This window comes from Gottfriedia acidiceleris (assembly GCF_002128425.1).
Taxonomy (GTDB): Bacteria; Bacillota; Bacilli; order Bacillales; family Bacillaceae_G; genus Gottfriedia; species Gottfriedia acidiceleris.
This window is the reverse complement of sequence record NZ_NESS01000001.1, coordinates 375263-395008: the sequence shown is the minus strand read 5'-3', so window position 1 is coordinate 395008 and position 19746 is coordinate 375263. Positions and strand designations below refer to the sequence as shown.

At 32.2% G+C, this 19746-nt stretch carries 22 protein-coding genes and 1 pseudogene; 13 read left to right on the top strand and 10 right to left on the bottom strand.

Annotation, left to right across the window (positions count from 1 at the left end):
* Nucleotides 1-14: 14 nt before the first annotated feature.
* The 3 genes from B6K90_RS02090 to B6K90_RS02080 form a co-directional block, all read right to left on the bottom strand.
* Complete coding sequence (locus tag B6K90_RS02090; RefSeq protein WP_088010875.1) at nt 15-413, bottom strand: thiol-disulfide oxidoreductase DCC family protein; 399 nt, start codon at nt 411-413, stop codon at nt 15-17.
* A gap of 21 nt (nt 414-434) precedes the next feature.
* Complete coding sequence (locus B6K90_RS02085) at nt 435-791, bottom strand: globin domain-containing protein (protein ID WP_049819805.1); 357 nt, start codon at nt 789-791, stop codon at nt 435-437.
* Nucleotides 792-910: 119 nt separating this feature from the next.
* Nucleotides 911-1396 (bottom strand): VOC family protein, encoded by a 486-nt coding sequence (locus B6K90_RS02080; protein WP_088010874.1) that lies wholly within the window; start codon nt 1394-1396, stop codon nt 911-913.
* 291 nt (nt 1397-1687) lie between these two features.
* On the opposite strand from B6K90_RS02080, the pseudogene B6K90_RS02075 reads away from it, so the two are divergent.
* Nucleotides 1688-2807 (top strand): annotated as a pseudogene (locus B6K90_RS02075) (RNA-guided endonuclease InsQ/TnpB family protein).
* 175 nt (nt 2808-2982) lie between these two features.
* The gene (locus B6K90_RS02070) at nt 2983-4221 is read left to right on the top strand and encodes a DNA polymerase IV (RefSeq protein WP_088010873.1); all 1239 of its coding nucleotides are present in this window, start codon (nt 2983-2985) and stop codon (nt 4219-4221) included.
* Between the two features lie 122 nt (nt 4222-4343).
* On the opposite strand, the gene B6K90_RS02065 is transcribed toward B6K90_RS02070, so the two are convergent.
* Nucleotides 4344-5024 (bottom strand): N-acetylmuramoyl-L-alanine amidase family protein, encoded by a 681-nt coding sequence (locus B6K90_RS02065; protein ID WP_170927419.1) that lies wholly within the window; start codon nt 5022-5024, stop codon nt 4344-4346.
* A 234-nt stretch (nt 5025-5258) separates the two neighbouring features.
* Between B6K90_RS02065 and B6K90_RS02060 the strand changes: the two genes are divergently transcribed.
* The 3 genes from B6K90_RS02060 to B6K90_RS02050 are packed head-to-tail and all read left to right on the top strand — an operon-like array spanning nt 5259 to nt 8002.
* Entirely contained in the window at nt 5259-6875 is a 1617-nt protein-coding gene (locus B6K90_RS02060; protein ID WP_407920484.1) for a gamma-glutamyltransferase family protein, read from the top strand.
* Nucleotides 6876-6896: 21 nt separating this feature from the next.
* Nucleotides 6897-7478 carry a chromate transporter gene (locus tag B6K90_RS02055; protein WP_088010872.1) on the top strand — a complete coding sequence of 194 codons (582 nt, stop codon included), beginning with the start codon at nt 6897-6899 and terminating at the stop codon, nt 7476-7478.
* Nucleotides 7475-8002 (top strand): chromate transporter, encoded by a 528-nt coding sequence (locus B6K90_RS02050; RefSeq protein WP_088010871.1) that lies wholly within the window; start codon nt 7475-7477, stop codon nt 8000-8002. The genes B6K90_RS02055 and B6K90_RS02050 overlap by 4 nt, the downstream gene beginning before the upstream one ends.
* Nucleotides 8003-8034: 32 nt before the next feature.
* Here B6K90_RS02050 and B6K90_RS02045 read toward each other — a convergent pair whose 3' ends face one another.
* Nucleotides 8035-8460 carry an SET domain-containing protein gene (locus B6K90_RS02045; protein WP_056475314.1) on the bottom strand — a complete coding sequence of 142 codons (426 nt, stop codon included), beginning with the start codon at nt 8458-8460 and terminating at the stop codon, nt 8035-8037.
* Between the two features lie 252 nt (nt 8461-8712).
* Here B6K90_RS02045 and B6K90_RS02040 point away from each other — a divergent pair, with 252 nt between their 5' ends.
* From B6K90_RS02040 to B6K90_RS02030, 3 genes are all read left to right on the top strand, one after another.
* On the top strand, nt 8713-9213 hold the full coding sequence (locus tag B6K90_RS02040; RefSeq protein WP_088010870.1) for a hypothetical protein: 501 nt from the start codon (nt 8713-8715) through the stop codon (nt 9211-9213).
* A 212-nt stretch (nt 9214-9425) separates the two neighbouring features.
* Entirely contained in the window at nt 9426-10190 is a 765-nt protein-coding gene (locus B6K90_RS02035; RefSeq protein WP_088010869.1) for a MerR family transcriptional regulator, read from the top strand.
* 233 nt (nt 10191-10423) lie between these two features.
* The gene (locus tag B6K90_RS02030) at nt 10424-10801 is read left to right on the top strand and encodes a hypothetical protein (RefSeq protein ID WP_088010868.1); all 378 of its coding nucleotides are present in this window, start codon (nt 10424-10426) and stop codon (nt 10799-10801) included.
* A 118-nt stretch (nt 10802-10919) separates the two neighbouring features.
* Here the strand turns inward: B6K90_RS02030 and B6K90_RS02025 are convergent, their stop codons facing one another.
* Nucleotides 10920-11840: an NAD(P)/FAD-dependent oxidoreductase gene (locus tag B6K90_RS02025; protein ID WP_088010867.1), complete on the bottom strand. Its 921-nt coding sequence runs from the start codon at nt 11838-11840 to the stop codon at nt 10920-10922.
* 202 nt (nt 11841-12042) lie between these two features.
* Between B6K90_RS02025 and B6K90_RS02020 the strand changes: the two genes are divergently transcribed.
* Entirely contained in the window at nt 12043-12966 is a 924-nt protein-coding gene (locus B6K90_RS02020) for a DMT family transporter (RefSeq protein WP_088010866.1), read from the top strand.
* Nucleotides 12967-13048: 82 nt separating this feature from the next.
* Nucleotides 13049-13912 (top strand): AraC family transcriptional regulator, encoded by an 864-nt coding sequence (locus B6K90_RS02015; RefSeq protein WP_088010865.1) that lies wholly within the window; start codon nt 13049-13051, stop codon nt 13910-13912.
* 76 nt (nt 13913-13988) lie between these two features.
* On the opposite strand, the gene B6K90_RS02010 is transcribed toward B6K90_RS02015, so the two are convergent.
* Nucleotides 13989-14930, bottom strand: a complete 942-nt coding sequence (locus B6K90_RS02010) for a Gfo/Idh/MocA family protein (RefSeq protein WP_088010864.1) — start codon at nt 14928-14930, stop codon at nt 13989-13991.
* A 225-nt stretch (nt 14931-15155) separates the two neighbouring features.
* Between B6K90_RS02010 and B6K90_RS23540 the strand changes: the two genes are divergently transcribed.
* Entirely contained in the window at nt 15156-15320 is a 165-nt protein-coding gene (locus tag B6K90_RS23540) for a hypothetical protein (protein WP_167555253.1), read from the top strand.
* Nucleotides 15321-15431: 111 nt separating this feature from the next.
* Here B6K90_RS23540 and B6K90_RS02005 read toward each other — a convergent pair whose 3' ends face one another.
* The 3 genes from B6K90_RS02005 to B6K90_RS01995 form a co-directional block, all read right to left on the bottom strand.
* Entirely contained in the window at nt 15432-16043 is a 612-nt protein-coding gene (locus tag B6K90_RS02005; protein WP_088010863.1) for a DsbA family oxidoreductase, read from the bottom strand.
* Nucleotides 16044-16180: 137 nt separating this feature from the next.
* On the bottom strand, nt 16181-16573 hold the full coding sequence (locus tag B6K90_RS02000; RefSeq protein ID WP_088010862.1) for a hypothetical protein: 393 nt from the start codon (nt 16571-16573) through the stop codon (nt 16181-16183).
* 72 nt (nt 16574-16645) lie between these two features.
* Entirely contained in the window at nt 16646-17761 is a 1116-nt protein-coding gene (locus B6K90_RS01995) for a BMP family lipoprotein (protein WP_088010861.1), read from the bottom strand.
* 148 nt (nt 17762-17909) lie between these two features.
* Here B6K90_RS01995 and rnz point away from each other — a divergent pair, with 148 nt between their 5' ends.
* Both rnz and B6K90_RS01985 read left to right on the top strand, forming a co-directional pair.
* Nucleotides 17910-18836, top strand: a complete 927-nt coding sequence (gene rnz, locus B6K90_RS01990) for a ribonuclease Z (protein ID WP_088010860.1) — start codon at nt 17910-17912, stop codon at nt 18834-18836.
* A 128-nt stretch (nt 18837-18964) separates the two neighbouring features.
* Nucleotides 18965-19717 (top strand): polysaccharide deacetylase family protein, encoded by a 753-nt coding sequence (locus B6K90_RS01985; RefSeq protein WP_088010859.1) that lies wholly within the window; start codon nt 18965-18967, stop codon nt 19715-19717.
* Nucleotides 19718-19746 lie beyond the last annotated feature (29 nt).

The following is a 19746-nucleotide window of genomic DNA, read 5'->3' as shown; positions in this document are numbered from 1 at the left end:
AGACTGTTAGGTAATTATAAGTAAAATCGATCCTTAATTTCTTTTGATGGGATCATACAAGATTCATTTTTTCCAAAGAATTTGTAACGATTTCTTGCGATTAGGCTATAAAAATAGTCACGTATTGTTGTAGGGATAATCATAAAGGCATAGCATAATTTTGGCCAACCTTCTAAATTTTTTGCAATAGAAAGTGCAGCTGAAGACTCAATTTTTATTTTTCCATTTTGTACAAGCATTATTGAATCAATTGAACTAAGTTCAGGGTGATCCCTCTTAAGCTTTTCGCCAAATGTGGATTGTAGTGCCGCAAAATGAAAATAACCTTTCTGGTCATGTTTAATAATAAATTGAACAGCTCCATTACAAAAAATACATTCACCATCAAATAAAATAATTGGCCTCTCGCTCATAATATATCCCCTAATGATTATTTATTCTTGGTTCACCATATGGTAAGCAACATTTCTTAAATGTTGTAATAATGGCTCTTTAATTTCTTCATCTAAATCGACATCATCCATAGCTTTTCCCATGCAATCCAACCAGTCATGAGCTAATTCAATTGTAATTGGAAAAGGCAAATGACGAGCGCGCATCCTCGGATGACCACGTTCCATACTATAATATTGTGGTCCACCTAAAAACTGTGTTAAAAATAGCTTTTGTTTTCGTGCTGTTTCTTCCCAGTCACCAGGAAAAATTGGTGAAAGTCTTTCATGCTTTGAAACATAAGAATAAAAAGTATCCACTAGCTCTTCTAATTTTTCTTTCCCTATATAATCATACATTGTTTGATTTTCGTTACTCAAAAGAAAATACCTCCATTAATTTCAAAAAATACAAATAGATAGGTTTATTTTATCTCTTTTTAGACTTTATGAGAAGTAAATAGGAATCTTGAGAGTAATCAAAACACATTTATGTAATTTACGCTATTCTTAGTTTGGAGAATTGCTTTCATTACTCGTTCGGACTTTTCTGGATTGGAGTCATTTAATAGTTCAGGTAAGATGGTCGGAACAATTTGCCACGAGACTCCAATTTGATCCTTTAACCAACCACATGCTTGTGCATTTTTATCTCCGTCTTTTGATAACTTTTCCCAATAATAATCCAATTCTTCTTGTGAGTCACAATGAATGATGAATGAAATTGCTTCTGTAAATTTAAAATGAGGTCCACCATTTAACGCAACAAAATCTAATCCTTCTAAACTAAATTGGATGGTCCATAACAGAGCCTTCTTCCATACTGTTTGGGTCATTTCTTTCTTTTCCATAGCGCGTCTTTCTATTTTTGAATTCTTAAATATAGAAGTGTAATAATTTACTGCTTCCTTGGCTTGTGTATAAAACCATAAATTCGTAGATATTTTTTGAATTTTATTTTGCATAGCTTTTCTCTTTTATTACAAAAAACGTTTATAATAATTAGAAATTAGTTTTTTAAGTTTTACCTTTATTCAACACTAATACACGTAAATAGGAAATATAAAAAAATGATATTATACTTGCATAGGAGGTTAGCAACAGTTAATTTAAATTTATAAAAATTTATATAAATATCACAATTTGTTCTAAATGCAAATCACTCATTGTGTTTATATAGAATACATGAGGTGAGTAATTTGAAAGTTGATTCGATAGGTGGAACTGAACAAACTTTTAATAATGTGAATAAAACATTGATACTTGCGAAAAGAGTAAGATTAAGACCAACTATAGAACAAGAAATACAATTATGGAAATCAGTGGGAACTGCCAGATGGGCTTATAACTGGACATTGTCCAAGCAAGAAGAAAGTTATAAAAACAGTGGGAAGTTTATTTCTGATGGCCTGTTAAGAAAAGAATTGACTGGTTTAAAACAAACTGAAGAATTTTCTTGGATATATGAAGTATCGAATAATATTACAAAACAAGCGATAAAAGATCTTTGTAATGCGTGTGAAAAGTTCTTAAAAGGGTTAGCAGATAAACCACGATTCAAAAGTAAAAGAAAATCAAAACCATCTTTTTATAACGATAATGTGAAGTTGAAAGTAAAAGGAAAGAAAGTTTTGATTGAAAAAGTTGGTTGGGTTGTAGTTTCTGAACGTATATCAGATAAAAAATACTATAATCTAAGAATTAGTAATGATGGAAAATACTGGTATCTATCTGTTGGAGTTAAAAAATCAAAACCAATAGTAAAACTGACAAATGTCTCACCTGGTATTGATGTGGGGATAAAAGATTTAGCCGTATGTTCAGATGGAACCAAGAAGAAAAATATCAACAAAACGATTACTGTTAAAAAGGCAGAGAAAAGCCTACGTAGGTTACAAAGTCAAATTTCTCGTAAATATGAAATGAATAAGGAGGGAAACCGTTTCGTCAAAACAGGCAACATTATAAAAATCGAAAAGAAAATACAACACCTCTATAGAAGGTTGACGAATATCAGACTAAACCATCTTCATCAATCCAAGAGCGAAATCGTGAAAACCAAACCTTATCGCGTCGTAATGGAGGCTATAAATATCAAAGGAATGATGAAGAATAAGCACCTTTCAAAAGCAGTCGCGAAGCAACGTTTATAAATTCAAACGCCAAATTCAATATAAATGTGAAAAATATGGCATCGAATTTGTTGAAGCTGATAAATGGTACCCATCTTCTAAAACTTGTTCAAGTTGTGGAAATAAGAAAAATGATTTAAAACTATCAGACCGACTATACAAATGTGAATGCGGTCATGAAATCGATCGAGATTTAAACGCAGCAATCAACTTGTCACGATATAAATTAGTAACTGATACCTAGACGTCATTATTGTATGTAGGATTCGTTGTATCCGAATTTACGCCCTTGGAGTGTTAGACCAAACGAAAGTAGCCTAATTACGCAAAATCGGACACGTAAAAAAGGGAAATAAACGAAATCTATAAAAATAATTGTTATTTATTGATTTTTATAAGTTTTTGGCAACGGTGTAGCAATGAATCAATGGGCACCAAAGAGCGGAAGAGTAATTTTACATGTTGATATGAATTCATTTTTTGCTTCAGTTGAAATAGCGAATGATCTATCATTAAAAGGTAAACCAGTAGTTGTGGCAGGCAATGAAAAAGAGCGCAGGGGAATTATCGTAACTGCAAGCTATGAAGCTCGAGCTTATGGAATTCGGGCAACAATGCCCTTATGGGAAGCTCGAAAAAAATGTCCTGAGATGATTGTGAAAACTCCAAATCACGAAGCTTACCGAAAAGTATCAAGGCAAATATTTGAAAAATTAGGTACAATAAGTCCTAAAATTGAAGTGGCATCAATAGATGAAGGTTATATTGATATAACTGATTGTGATGAGAAATTAGGTCATCCGATTGAAATAGCTGAAATGATTCAGTCTATGTTGTTAGAAAATCTGGACATGCCATGCAGTATCGGTATTGGTCCAAATAAATTTCTTGCGAAAACTGCTTCAGAAATGAAAAAACCACTTGGTATTACTGTTCTTCGAAAAAGAGATGTTCCGACTATGTTATGGCCTAGAAAAGTAGGAGAGATGCATGGAGTTGGAAAGAAAACAGAAGAAAAGTTAAATGAGATTGGCATTATTACAATAGAAGATTTAGCAAAAAGTAATGAAAAACAAGTACAAGAATTATTAGGTGTAAACGGTAAAAATTTAAGAAATAAGGCAAATGGAATAGATGAGAGAGAAGTCGATCCTAGTCGTATGCTTTCACATAAGACAATTGGCCAATCAACGACATTTTCATTTGATGTTTTTGAGGAACCAATGATTGCAGAAAAATTTGAAGCCCTATCAAAACGAGTAGCTGAACGTTTGATTAAGAAAGGTTTAGTGGCAGACACTGTGACAATTACACTTCGATTTAGTGACCGAAAAACAATAAATCGTAGTAAAACACTGTCTACACCTGTACAACAAGTTAATGAAATTTTTAAAGAAGCATTTGATCTTTGGAAAAGAAATTGGAACGGAGAACCATTGCGGTTAATTGGAGTAACTGCATCACAATTAAATCCAAAAGATGAAATATCAAAGCAACTGGACCTATTTTCTTTTGAAAAGGATGCCAAACAAGAACCATTATATGAAACATTACATAAATTGCAAAATAAATATGGTGAACAAGTTATTAGTTTAGGTAGACAAAAAAAGAAAATTGACTCAAATAATATATTAGATATATTGAAATCTACAGAGTAAATATTACTGGACTTTCAAACGAAGGTCCTTTTCAATTACCTAAAAAGTTTGTTTTTGAATGAAAAAAAGACAGTCTAGTAATTAGACAGTCTTCAAAATCTTATTTTTGATAATGTAATCGTTTAAACTTTTTCAATTATAATTTTACTTGCTGTTGGAAGATGTTGTGCTACTGCATTTAGTATATTTTGATCATCTTGATATGCTCCTATTTGTACTCCGTCGACGATTACTCTATGAATATCAGACTTAGCCTTAGCTGTTAAGTTAAATGCTTTTACCAATCCATTTACATGCCCTTGAGCTACTTTTTGACGCCAATTTGGGTCCTTTAGCTTTGCAGCATCACTTGCATTATCAATGAATCCATTTTCAGTCAGAATCGCTGGCATATTTGATTCACGTAATACATGAAAATTAGCTTTCTTTTTTCCACGATCAGTTAGACCATTTACTTTTACGATTTGTTCATGTAAATCGTTTCGATACTTTGCAGCAGTAGATGTATCTGACAAACTATCATGTATATAATCTTCGTAACCTGATGCAGATCCATTAAATGAATTAATATGAACAGATAAAAAGTAGTTTGCACCCCAAGCGTTAGCATCATTCGTACGTTCAGTTAAAGAACGATCGGTGTCTGTAGTTCTACTCATTCTAACTTCTACATCATTATAATTTTTCAATAAATCTCTGATTCTTAATGCGATATCTAAGGTTAGGTCTTTTTCCTTTAAGCCATTGCCTACTGCACCTGAATCAGTGCCTCCATGACCTGGATCTAAATAAAGTTTCAACATTAAACTAATCCCCTCCTAATAATAATGTATTCAAAGTAGCCTCTATTTGAAATGGACAAGCATCTAATATATAAGCGAAAATTAGGACATTTAGTTGAACTATACATTAATTCTAATAGATTCTTTTATTTAGATTGATCGTTAAGTAGGGGAATTCAAAAAATTGTCGAATTTATAGTTTAAGTTATTTTGTTATCCAATGTAACTGTTGCAAAAAGCCAAGGAGGAAAGTATATGTTTACAAAAATGAAAGCGAATGAGCATGTTTATTCATCACATCGTAATGTGGTGTATGCTAGAAATGGAATGGTCGCTACTTCCCAACCATTGGCTGCACAAGCGGGCCTAGATATTTTAAAAAAAGGCGGTAATGCAGTAGATGCTGCAATTGCTACAGCTGCTTGTCTAACAGTAGTAGAGCCTACTTCAAACGGTATTGGTGGGGATGCTTTTGCATTAGTATGGATGAACGAAAAGTTATACGGTTTAGATTCAAGTGGACCAGCACCTAAAAATATATCGATTGAGAAAATAAAAAATTTAGGGTATGAAAAAATACCTAAATATGGTTGGATACCAGTAACTGTCCCTGGTGTTCCTGCTGCTTGGGTGGAACTATCGAATCGGTTTGGAAGGCTTTCGTTAAAGGATGTGCTACAGCCAGCAATTGAATATGCACGTGAAGGCTTTCCGATTTCACCAACATTAGGTAAGTTTTGGAAAAAGGCTTATGAAATATACAAAAAGGAGTTAAACTCTGAGGAATTTGCTGCTTGGTTTGACACGTTTGCTCCAAAAGGAAGAGCTCCTGAGATAGGAGAAATTTGGTCATCACTTGATCATGCAATAACTTTAGAAAAAATTGCCGAAACAAATGGAAAAGATTTTTATAAAGGTGAAATTGCAGATAAAATGATTGCTTCTTCAAATCAATATGGTGGTTTTTTAACTAAAGAAGATTTAGAGTCTTTTAAACCGGAATGGGTAAATCCAATAAGTATAAATTACAGAGGCTATGATGTATGGGAAATTCCACCTAATGGTCAAGGAATTGTCGCGCTTATGGCTTTAAATATATTGAAAAATGATCTGTTTGAAGAAAAAGAGAATATATCTACCTATCATAAACAATTTGAAGCAATGAAGTTAGCTTTTGCTTGCGGAAAAGAATATGTAACAGATCGAAAGTTTATGAAGACTTCAGTTGAAAGTTTATTAAGTGATCAATATGGAAAAGAACGCTTTTTAGGAATCACGGAAACTGCTCATACGCCATTACCAGGGAGACCGCCTAGTGGTGGCACTGTTTATTTAGCAACAGCTGATGGAGATGGAAATATGGTCTCCTTCATTCAAAGTAATTATATGGGCTTTGGGTCAGGTATAGTAATTCCTGGAACTGGAATTGGATTGCAAAATAGAGGTTATGATTTTAGCTTAAATGAAAAACATGTTAACGCATTAATTGGTGGGAAAAAATCATATCATACGATTATTCCGGCATTTTTAACAAAAAATAATAAAGCAATTGGACCATTCGGTGTAATGGGTGGTTATATGCAGCCTCAAGGCCATGTACAAGTAATTATGAATAGCATTGATTTTCATTTAAATCCACAAGAAGCTCTAGATGCTCCTAGATGGCAATGGATCGAAGGGAAAATAGTTGAAGTCGAACCTAGTTTTCCTCAAGAGATGATAAAAGAGCTACATTCTAAAGGTCATGAAATTAAGGTTGCAAAGCATACTGGAAGTTTCGGACGTGGACAAATAATTTGGAGAAATGAAGATTCAGGCGTTCTAATGGGTGGTACGGAATCAAGAACAGATGGTTGTATTGCAAGTTGGTAAATATGAAAAGGACTAGATTTAATGAAACAATTGAATATATTCGTAGCGTTTTTTCGAAGTAGTATTTTAGGATATGGTGGAGGACCATCTACGATTCCTCTAGTTTATAAAGAAGTTGTCGATACGTATAAATGGATGAAAGACGAAGAGTTTTCTGAAATATTAGCAATAGGGAATATGCTCCCGGGTCCAATCAATACAAAATTAGCAGGTTATATCGGTTATCGTATTGGTGGGATAAGCGGAATGCTTAATGCAATCATTGCAACAATCTTACCGACAATTCTGTTAATGATTATTCTTTTAACATCATTATCGTCTTTTAAAGATATTAAATGGGTTAATGGGATGAAGGAATCAATTGTACCTGTCGTAGGAGTAATGTTAGGTGTATTAACATGGCAATTTTATCAGAGTGCAAAAAAGGGATTGAAAACTCCAACAATATTAATTCATTTAGTAGTTGGTCTATTTCTAATTCAATTTTTACATATACATCCAGCCATTATAATTGGTGGTTTACTAGTATTTGCAATTTGCCAACCAGTAAAATCAGCTTCCTCAAATGACGATCAGTCGAGGAAGGGGCGTACAAACGAATGATTTATTGGAAATTATTTCTTTCATTTCTTATAACGAATCTTTTAGGATATGGTGGAGGACCTGCTACGATCCCATTAATTCAAAATGAAGTTGTTATACAAAAACATTGGTTAACTCAACAGGAATTTCATGAAGCATTTGCAATGGGAAATGCACTTCCAGGGCCTATTGCAACTAAAATGGCTGGATATATTGGATACAAAATTGGAGGAGTCTTTGGTTCTTTTATAGCAGTTTTTGCAACAGTAGTCCCTTCTTTATTACTAATGATTTTTTTAATTGGGTTACTTTATAAAAATCGAGATTCAATTCGAGTAAAGAGGATGACAGCATATGTAAAACCGACAATTGTTGTATTATTAGGCCTTCTTACATATCAATCTTTTTCTGATTCGTTTTACAATATTGGAGCATTCCAAGTTATTTTTATTGCAGTTTGTACATTTTTCTTAATGGAAAAAATTAAAATTCATCCGGCATTTGTAGTACTTGGTGCATTAATTTATGGTGCCATTAATCTTTAAAATTAAAAAAGAAACCAACTAATTCAATTGAATTAATTGGTTTCTTTTTCTTTTTCTTTTTCTTTGCTCATAACTTCTTCATAATCTTTATTAAACCAAAGTGGATCCATATTATCTACTTCACCATTATAATTAATTAAAATTTCTTCGCCAGCTTTAATATCTTTATAAGCGAAAAAATCAAATGTGTGGTTATCAAAGTTAATATCGTAAGTTGCATTAGCATCATAAGAATGGTTGAATAACATTCCGTATCCTAGAAGAATCGCTGAATGATTTATACCATATTCAAATGCATAGTCTGCTAATAAAGTTTTCTCAATATGCTCATGTTCTTCGTTCGGGTAAGAAATAACTGGCGCCTCATGTATTAGCTCACCTTTTGCAATATCACGTGTTGCAAAGACACCTCGATTAAATTCACCGTCACTCAACGTAGAAGTTTTAATTTCAATCATAATTACACCTATAATTCTCTCTAAAGTCTTTATAGATAGTTTGCCACTATTTTAGATATAAATCAATTTTTTTATTTAATAACCATTATTCATAAAAAGGGTGCCTTATTTTAACTACCTTTTCCATCTATAGAAGTTCAGGCACGTCTACTATAGGAAGAAAAACTAATAAAATTAAAAAAATCTAAGTATATATTTTGCCAAAACATCAAATTATAAAATTGTTATATATATAAATGGAGGCAGATTATAATGAAATTTTTTTATAAGATTATGATTTTATTGATTGTGATGTCTTCTATTCTTCCAGGAAATAAGCAGGTTAATGCTACTTCCAAAAAGGAATTTCTTCGAATTGAAGGATATAAGCCAAACCAAACTGTTAATCAAATACCTAAACTAACTGATATTTTCCAGGTTTCGACCAATCAGATATTAGTAACTTTTGATTCGCAAGTTGATATTAATTTAGGAACTAAAGCATCAGTTTATTGGATTCAAAGTTTATCTGATAAAATCCCTACAGGTATTGCATCACTAGGAAGCAAGAGCCAATTTAATGCAAGAAATGCTTTATCAAATAACCAAGTTACAATTACAAAGGTACAAGGAGATAACAATTCATTCTTGTTAACCTTTAAACAAGAAATACCTTCAAATAAGCGATTTAAACTAGCAGTTCGTCATCTGCACGCTCCTGGTGGGAAACCATTTGATGGTATCAATGGAATGAAAGTATTTACAGGTAAATAATTTTTTGTACTTTCTACACACTATACACTGTAATCCCCTAAATCAGAGGGGATTTTTTTATGCTTTTAAATGAATTTTGCCAACCAAACAGGCTAACTTTTCGTGGGACGTGTAGATTAATCAAAAAAAATTTCTTGAAAAATATAAATTATAGAATTGACTTTAACGTTGCGTAAAGGTGTATTGTAAGGATGTCAGGAGGTTATCGCAAAATGGAATATACAGTACAAAAGCTTGGACGTCTAGCAGGAATCAGCACTAGGACTCTAAGATATTATGATGAGATTGGGATTCTTAAGCCGGCAAGAATTAACTCATCAGGATATCGGATTTATGGTCAAGCGGAAGTAGATCGTTTACAACAAATCTTATTTTATAGAGAACTAGGTATGAATTTAGAAAACATTAAAGAAATTATTACATCACCTAATTTTAATAGTGCCAAAGCATTAAACGAGCACCGTGAACAGCTTCTTGATAAAAGAAAGCAATTGGATTTATTAATTTCAAATGTAGAAAAGTCAATTGCTCTAACAGAGGGGAGAATTACAATGTCGAATAAAGAAAAATTTGAAGGCTTTAAGAAAGAAATGATAGAAGAGAATGAAAAGAAATATGGAAAAGAAGCACGTGAAAAATACGGAGATGAAGCTGTTAATAAAGCAAATCAAAAAGTAATGAATATGACAGAAGAAGATCATAAAGAAGTAACTCGACTTTCTGAAGAATTAGCAAAAACATTAGCTGAAGCATTTAAAACTGGTGATCCATCAAGTGAAATTGCACAAAAAGCAGCCGATCTGCATAAACAATGGTTAACGTTTTATTGGAGTAGCTATAGTAAGGAAGCGCACGCAGGTTTAGCACAAATGTATGTAGACGATGAACGCTTTAGAGTACATTACGATAAGGAACAACCTGGAACTGCTGAATTTTTAAGAGATGCAATTCATATTTACACGCAAAATAAAAAATAAGATGAGGACTGGTGTACTTAGATTAGATCTAGGTACACCTTTTTTATGTTTTTTTGGAAAAAAATAGTAATCCTATTCAACGAAATTTGGTATAATTATTTTCATAATTCATTAAGTTAGAAGTAAATTTTGAAGAGAAGTATTATAAATTTTTAAATAATGGAATGTTTAGGTACAATATAGGTAAGAATTTGATTTAAATAATTCAATTTTTAAACTAAGGATGTACTAAAATGGAAGAACAATTTATACCGAGGAAAGAGCGACATAAGAAACGTTTTTTTAGAAAACGTCAAAATATTGAGCGTGAAAAAATAAAATTTAGCACTTATATATTAAGTGTATTTTATTATTTTCTTTTATTTTTAATTTTTAATCTTGTACAATTTTATATATTTCAACATATTAATCACACGATCAAATCACTTGGAGATTTTGATTTAGCTAGAACAATCATTTCAGGATTAATTTATTTACTATGTATTATTTGTATAGAGGATACTTATAGAAGATATCGAATGCCTTCAACGTTTATTCGCATATTAATACCCATTTTGGTGTTTATTTTAGCAATAGTTACTATGTATACTTTAATAAAAGTATTTTTCTAAAACGATTTGTTAAGTGAAAACAATAAAAAAGTATTACTTCATTTGATGATGTAATACTTTTTTTGTTGAACTTAAATAGTAACTTTGTTAAATAACGGATCATGTCTTTGTAAGTTATTTATGAATCTCTTACTTTCATTTCTAATAATCTTTTTTGAATCCAAACAGCTGCTTGGGTACCATCGCCCAATGCTATTGTGACTTGTTGAGAATGGGCTACTAAATCGCCAGCTGCCCATACATTTGGAATATTCGTCTCCTTTGTACGTGGGTCTACAATGACATGCTTATTATTTAAAAGATTTACTCCTAATTGGATAGCAAGATTATTTTGTACTTCATTTCCACCAAAACCAATAAAAGCTCGTTCTCCATAAATTATTTCACCACTTTGTAAACAAATTCCTTTAAAAGTGGAATCGCTTTCTTTTATAACTTCCTTAATCTTTTCTTTTCTATATTGAATACCAATTTTCTGTAATTGGTCATTTAATACGGAATTTAAGTGATGTCCATCGTGATTAATATATGTAATATGTTTTGACCAATAAGCTAATGTTATTGCAAGATTAGCACCAACATCACCAGATCCAAGTATTAAAACACTTTTATTTAAAACTTCATAACCATCACAGTCTGGACAAACAAAAATTGTGGATCCGAGACAATCGATTAAGTTTTTAATTTGAGGAATTCGATCAATCAGTCCAGTTGCTAGTAAAATTGTTTTGGCAGTATAAGATTCTCCTGCTTTCGTCTCAATTAAGAATTGATTGTTTACGTTTTGTATACTTATTACTTTATCTTGGGTGAATGATACACCATATGCTTTTGCATGATTTCTTCCTAGTTGTCTTAGCTTTTGCCCACTAATACTTTCAGGCCATCCTAAAATATTACGATATGTTTTACATAAAGTTGAACGTCCATAATTTGAGTCAATTACAAGTACATTCCTTTGGTATCGACCAAGCTGAATTGATGCCTGTAAACCGGCGAATCCTCCCCCTACTATGATACATTCATATACCTCATTCATAGACTTGTCTCCTAAATTAATTATTACAAATTCATATATGTTCAATTTTTCCAAATAAGGAATTTCTAAACGCAATTTCTCAATTAATCTAATTGTAGAAAATTAAAAATTTTTTGATTGATATATTCTCAAATATTTAAAGTGTGATACGATTCATCTATTAACGTAAATTTGATTTGTTGTTTGAAAGGAGGGAGTTAAAATGAGTGCAGATAAAATTGCCTTAACAAATTCTAGAACGAAGGGAATTATTCTCGTATTAACTGCGGCAATATTATGGGGAATATCTGGAACAGTTGCACAGTTTGTATTTCAAAGAAATAATTTTAGTCCTGAATGGTTAGTAGTTATTCGATTATTGTTTTCAGGGATTATCCTACTAATTTTTGCTAGTCTGAAAGAAAAAACGAATGTAACAGAAATTTGGAAGGATAAGAGGGATGTCTTAAGTTTATTGTTATTTAGTATTCTTGGAATGCTAGCAGTTCAATATACATACTTTGCCGCAATAAAAACCTCAAATGCGGCTACAGCGACAATTTTACAATATTTGGCGCCCGTTATCATTACATGCTATTTAGCAATGCGTTTCAAAAAAGTACCAACTATAAAAGAGGTACTAGCTGTAATTTTAGCGCTTGCAGGGACATTTTTGTTAGTAACTCATGGAACGATTAAAGGATTGTCTATTACTGGTTGGGCATTATTTTGGGGGCTAGCTTCAGCTTTTGCTTTAGCATTTTATTCTTTACAGCCTCAAAATCTTTTAAATAAATTTGGATCGACGATCGTAGTAGGTTGGGGAATGCTAATCGGTGGGATTTGTTTTAGCTTTATACATTCACCTTTTAATTTCCAAGGTCATTGGTCGATGAGTGCATATTTTGCAGTCATTTTTATTGTTATATTTGGAACATTAATTGCCTTTTATTGCTATTTAGAGAGTTTAAAGTTTATTAATGCTTCAGAATCTAGTTTACTTGCATGTGTAGAACCATTATCTGCAGCTGTACTATCAGTAATTTGGTTAAGAGTAAATTTTGAAATGCTAGACTGGATTGGTAGCCTATGTATTATTATTACAATTATCATTTTATCATTGGCTGATCGAAAAGAGGCTAATTGATTATTTATCTGTCACAAAAGAGCATAAAAAGTCAGGATTAATAAATTTTATCTTGATAGGATGTAATTAAGGGAGGAGTCATATGGCTTGGGTTGAATCATTACAAAAGGCAATTGATTATATTGAAGACAATTTACTAAACGAGTTATCGATAGAAGAAATTTCTAAACAAGCTAATTCGTCTGTTTTTCATTTTCAGCGAACATTTTCTATTTTAACTGATATTAATATAGCTGAATATATAAGACGAAGAAGGTTGACATTAGCGGCAAATGAATTAACTACTACTGATCGGAAAATAATTGACATTGCCTTGAAATATAGGTATGACTCTCCTGAAGCTTTTGCAAAAGCATTTCGAAGACAGCATGGTGTAACACCAAGTGACGCAAGAAAGTTTATTGGAAATCTAAAATCGTATAACCGCCTCGTTATTCAGGTGAGTTTGAAAGGAGTAGAACCAATGCAATTTAATATTGTAGAAAAAAGTGCTTTTCAAGTAGTCGGAGTGAAGAAAGAGTTTTCTTATTTGAATGATCAACAACAACAACTGATCCCTAAAATGTGGGACGAGGTTAATGCAAATGGTACGAGTGATCGGTTGTACGAAATTAACAATGGTGACATTAAAGGTGTTTTAGGTGTGTGTATGATGAGCGAGGAGCAAAAATCAAAAAATCTACTAGAATATTGGGTTGCAACTGAATATGAAGGAGATGCACCAAAAGATTTTTATCATCATGAAATTCCAGCTTCAAAATGGGCTGTATTTGGTGTTCACGGAGCAATGCCACATGCAATGCAATCGGCATGGAAGAAAATTTTTTCGGAATGGTTTCCTTCAAGCGGCTATTCACATGCTGGAATCCCAGAATTTGAACTTTATCCGGAAGGAAATCCATTTAGTGAAGATTATTATACTGAAATTTGGATTCCAGTAAAATAAATTAAGGTTTTAGTACTTTGTCTACAAATATAAGGTGCTCTCAACTAAGAGAGCACCTTTTTCCTTTATGTATGACTTATCCTCTTAGTGCTTCCAAAACTACTTGTGCTTTGTAGCCTTCTGAGAAATCTATGATTGTTGCTTCTTCACCTTTTAGAGCTTTTACTAAATTTTCAATTAATGAATCTTCTAAAGTTTGATCAGATTCTATGTGTCTAATTGGTTCTCCAATTTTTCCTCCTTCTAAATTAGCCCAATTTACTAAAGAAAGAGTTCCTTTCGAACCGTATGCTGTGAACTTAATTTCTTCCTCACCTGCAATTTGACTTAAGCCATCTATTAACACAGGAGTTCCATCATCTAATTCTAAAAAGGCGATAATTCCATTTTCGGATGCAATAGGGTCAGCGGGATATTGTATATGCTTCGTATTGACTGTCATGTTACCAAAAATCTTTTGAATTTGTTGAATGTAGTGCACACCAACCTCTAGTACGTAACCTCCTTGTTCTTTTGTAGCAACCCATTCATTTTGTTGCCAAAGTCTTGGCCAATTTGGAAAACGCATCTTTAATTCGATTCTTCTTAAGTCGCCAACATATCCTGATCGAATAAGGCTAGCAAAAGACTTACTACCAACATTGTAGTTTAATGGAAAGTTCATAGCATGAAAAATACCTTTTTCTTTTGCTTGAGTATAAAGTCCTAGAGCTTCCTCTGTTGAATTTGCTAGAGGCTTTTCACAAAGGACATTAATTCCTTTTGCGATTACATCAGATACTACCGAATAGTGATACTTTGGAGGTACAGTAACATAAACGAGATCAAGTTCAGCATTTTCAAGCATCTCATGATGATTTGTAAAGGTTAAAACTGATTCTAATTGACTACTTGTTTTAAAAACTCTTTCTTCTAATGTGTCACATATTGCTACTATTTTTGTTTCTTGGTGGTTTGAAAATAAAGGAATTAATCTTTGGCCAATTGCCCCAAGACCAATAATACCAACTTTTATCATGGGAAAAACACCTTTCGAAATAGATTTATATTGTAATTATAGTAAGAAAAATTAAAATATTAAAGAAAGAGATACGAGTTTCATAGACTTTTTAATTTTAAGTATTACAAAATGCTTATAAAAAATAAAAATTGAGTAAAAAGATATGTGATTTTCCAAATATATAGAGGAATTTGCTAGTTAGAAAGCGAATACAATCTTTTGATAAATAATGGAGGTGACATCATGGAGAAGAAACCGTTGTATTATGATGGAAGTGCGGATGGAGAAAAAATAATTCAATCAGAAGTAATAAATAATCAACTGAGTATGGATAATGAAGTAAGAAAAAATTTAGCTGGTAATCCGTTTGTAATCGATTGGAACCAAGTTAAAGAAGTTAAGAATTAATTTGTTGGGTAAATGTTCTTTATTGAGAACAAATTGAAAACTTACAAGAAAAAAAGATGTCCTAAAAGTCAGTAATTCGACATACAGGACATCCTTTTTGTTTAGGTATTATTAACAGTTTCCATCAATGTCGCAACTTAATGAAGACTGCTCGACTAGTTTTTGGTTGTTCAAAGCTTGAATAAATGCTTCTTTACTTTGAACTCCTTGTAAAACTTGATCACCAATTATGAATGTAGGTACTGCATTAATAAAATTAGGGTTTTGGATTGATGAATCATACTTTGTATTTGAAACAGCTTCTATGAACTGAGAACGGTCTAAGCGAAGATTTTCAGCGATATCTGCAAGTACGTTTACATCGCCAATTTCTTTGCCTTCTGTCCAAAAGTTTGCTAAAACTGCTTGAGCATATTCAGAACCTTTCCCATTTTCTTCTGCGAATAAAAAGCCTCTATGAGCTATTTTAGTAGAAGGGTGAGGATCCATTGTCGGTAAAATCATCTCAACACCAAGTTTTTGAGCAAGTGGTTGTACGCCGAATTTCCAACCTTGTTGAATATATGAACTATTTGGACTTAACGGTTCAGTTCCCTCAGGTCTTAATTGGAATGGTTTCCATTCAAGCTCTACATCGCCAACTTCTTTTAGAGCGTCCTCAAGTGGTTTTTTACCTAAATAACAAAACGGACATACATAGTCCGAATAAATTGTAACTTTCATTTTGAAACCTCCTAAATCAATTAAAGAAAGTATAAACAAAATTAGATCTAAATCTCAATTTATTAGCTTCAAATTACGAAACTTTTTTAAGGAAATATCTGATTTAAAAAGTAAAAAAGAAATAGAGCATGAGAGCTCTATTCCTTAAAATCATTTAAGTCATTGTTAGATTGATCATTAGGTGGTGGATTCGTTCCGATTCTAGCAGTGTTTGGATCAACAAATGAGTTTAAAAAATGTCTTCTTCTTAAAAGTAAAACAGATAACAGTAATAGTCCACAGATTGATGTGAAAATCATTCCAGTAAGTAATCCACCTATATACATGAAAGTGTCCATTTGTGATGTAAATAGTGACCAAACTAAAATTGAAAGGATTCCGTCTGCTAAAACAAGGGCAAGCGATACTACTAAAAACGGTAAAAATTGTCCAGTTTCTTTTGTTTTCTTTGAAACATACTTATATCCGATTGGTACAGATAAAAAGATGATAAAACAATAGAAGAGTAATATGAAATCTCGAATTGACATAGTATCACACCTAACTTTTTTTGTTGGTACTATACTATATGCAGAATATTCATATAATTGGACAAGATTTTTTTATTTACCAATTTTTACTTTTTTCTTTTTAATTTCTGCTTTTTCAGGCTTTGTAGGAGAGAAGTTTTCAAAATCTTTTTTTGTTTCTGGTACTTCGATATGTCCTGTTCTTATATTTGCTTTATATAAATCAATTTGTTCTTTTGTATCTTTATTTAAATTTTTATCTGTTTTTGCAAGATCAACGCCATTTTCTTTTATGCCCCATCTCAATATGCGTCCACCTTGAAAGTTCCCGTTTAATGACTTTGTGATTACTTCATCTACACCTTTATCAATTCGTTTAATCGCTGACGTAAGAGTGACATTTTCCGGTAATCCTTGTTTATATTGATCCCGGTCAACACCAATTACCCAAACCTTTTTACCATTTTTCTTTAATTTTTTAGCTTCAGTAAATACTCCTAAGCCTGTTTTTCCTGCTACTTGGAAAATTATATCTACACCTTTATCATTGTATAAGGATTTTGCTAATTTACTTCCATCTGCAGGTTTATTATATGAATTTGCAAATTTCGTCAATACTTTAATTTTTGGATCGACGGACATAACACCTGCTTTAAAACCATATTCAAATCTTTTTATAAATTGATCTTTTGTACCGCCAATAAATCCAATCTTATGTGTTTTAGTGTTCATTGCTGCTGCAATACCAGCGAGGAATGCTGATTGTTCTTCGCGATAGGTAACACTTACGACATTTGGTTTTTCAACGATCCCGTCAATTATGACAAAGTCAGATTTCTTTTCTTTACTTGCAACTTCAGCGATTGCTTTTTGAAAAGAATAGCCTACACCAAATGTTAAATCATATTTTTTCTTTGAATACTTCAATAATTCTTTTTTTGCTTCTTTCTCTGTTAGGGCATCCGTTTTTACATAATTTTTATTTTCCTTCCAACCATGTTTTTTTCCTGTTTCTTTAATCCCATCCCAAACTGCTTGGTTAAATCCTTTATCGTGTATTTCAGTTTTACCCATAACAATTCCGATTTTAAAATCATTTTCTTTTTCTTTCTCTGAAGCACTTATATTATTATTTCGATTAGCACAGCTGGTCAATGTAAGGCAAGCTATTAGTGAGATTGTAGCGATTTGGAAAAAACGTATTCGCATTGTTTTCCTCCATATAATATATTTAAAAAACTAAGTTCTATTGTGTAAATTTCCCAATCAATTCATAAATCATTCTTTAAAGTGTTGGCAATTTAATATACTAGTGGTACTGTAACAATTAGAAATGATTAAGATGGAGGCATTAAACGTGAAGCTTGTATTTTTAGGAACGGGAGCAGGTATGCCATCGAAAGGTAGGAATGTAACAAGTATTGCATTACAGCTTTTAGAAGAAAGAGGAGCAACTTGGCTTTTCGATTGTGGTGAAGCAACACAGCATCAAATATTACATACGTCAATTAGGCCACGACGAATCGAGAAAATTTTTATTACACATTGCCATGGTGACCATATCTTTGGATTGCCTGGATTATTAAGTAGTAGAACTTTTTTAGGTGGGGAAGATTTATTAACCATTTATGGACCTAAAGGAATAAAGGAATATGTCGAGACTTCCTTTAAGATTAGTGGTACTTATTTAAAATATCCGATTCATTATGTTGAAACTTCGGAAGGAATAATTTTTGAAGATGATCAATTTATTGTTCAAGCAGTAGAACTTGAACACGGAATTCAATCATTTGGTTATCAAATTATTGAGAAGGATTTACCTGGAGAGTTGAATGTAGAGGAATTAAAGAAAATTGGCTTAAAACCAGGTCCAGTTTATAAATTCCTAAAAGAAGGAAAAACAGTAACTTTAGATGATGGAAGAATTTTAAACGGTAAGGATTTTATTGGTCCTTCAAAAAAAGGTCGACGAATTGCAATAGCAGGAGATACTCGTATAACTGATAAAAGTAATTTACTTGCAAGAGGTATGGATGTATTAATTCATGAATCAACCTTTGCAGATGATGAAACAGCTCATGCATATGATTATTTCCATACTACGAGTACTCAAATTGCAAACGTTGCTAAATGTGAGAGGATTAAAACACTCTATTTAACGCATATAAGTGCAAGATATCAAGGGGATGCTTCTACAAAATTATTAAATGAAGCACGTGAAATCTTTGATCATACATATATAGCGAATGATTTTGATGAATATGAAATAAGCAGAAATGAATGATTTTCAGTGCGTATGTTAAATTCGAATAAAAATTTCAGTTAAGATACAGTGCTTTTAAAAAGTTGAGAAGTTTACATAAAAGAATATTTTAGAGACATGATATAAGTATTCTGTGTAAAAGGAAGGTCATGGCTTTGAAACAGTTAAAAGTTATCCTTTTATTTATTTTTAGTTCCCAACTTATTTTTTATAGTTCTATTAATGCATCAGCTGAAAGTAAAAATCGATATTACTACGAAAAGCAAGGTACTGCTATTTGGGAGGTACCTGTAAAAGAGAAAGTAATAGCAATTACATTTGATGATGGGCCGAATGATGAATATACCCCTGCAGTTTTAGATTTATTGAAAAAATATAATGCTAAAGCAACATTTTTTTTAGTAGGAGAGAGAGTTGAGAAAAATCCTGAAGTTGCATTGAGAGAAATAAATGAGGGGCATGAAGTTGCAAATCATACATACACTCATGCTAGACTTCAATATTTAACTGATGAGCAAATAAGAGACCAATTGCATAAAACACATGATGCGATTATTGCTGCAACGCATGTTGAACCTGTATTATTTAGACCACCATTTGGATATTACAGTGAGCGTTCGATTAATACTGTACATGAACTCGGTTATTTAACTGTTATGTGGTCCTGGCATCAAGATACGTACGATTGGCAAAATCCTGGTGTGTATAAAATCGTATCAAATGTATTAAAAGATACTAAAAAAGGAGATATTATTCTTTTTCATGATCACGGTGGGGACCGAAGCCAAACAGTTGATGCCTTGAAGCAAATTCTTCCGGCTCTTCAAAAGCAAGGCTATCAGTTTGTTACTGTATCACAACTATTACAATTAAAAGCAGGAGTTAAACTTCCTAATTTTTAGTCAAAACCAGATCAATGGAATATCCAAAT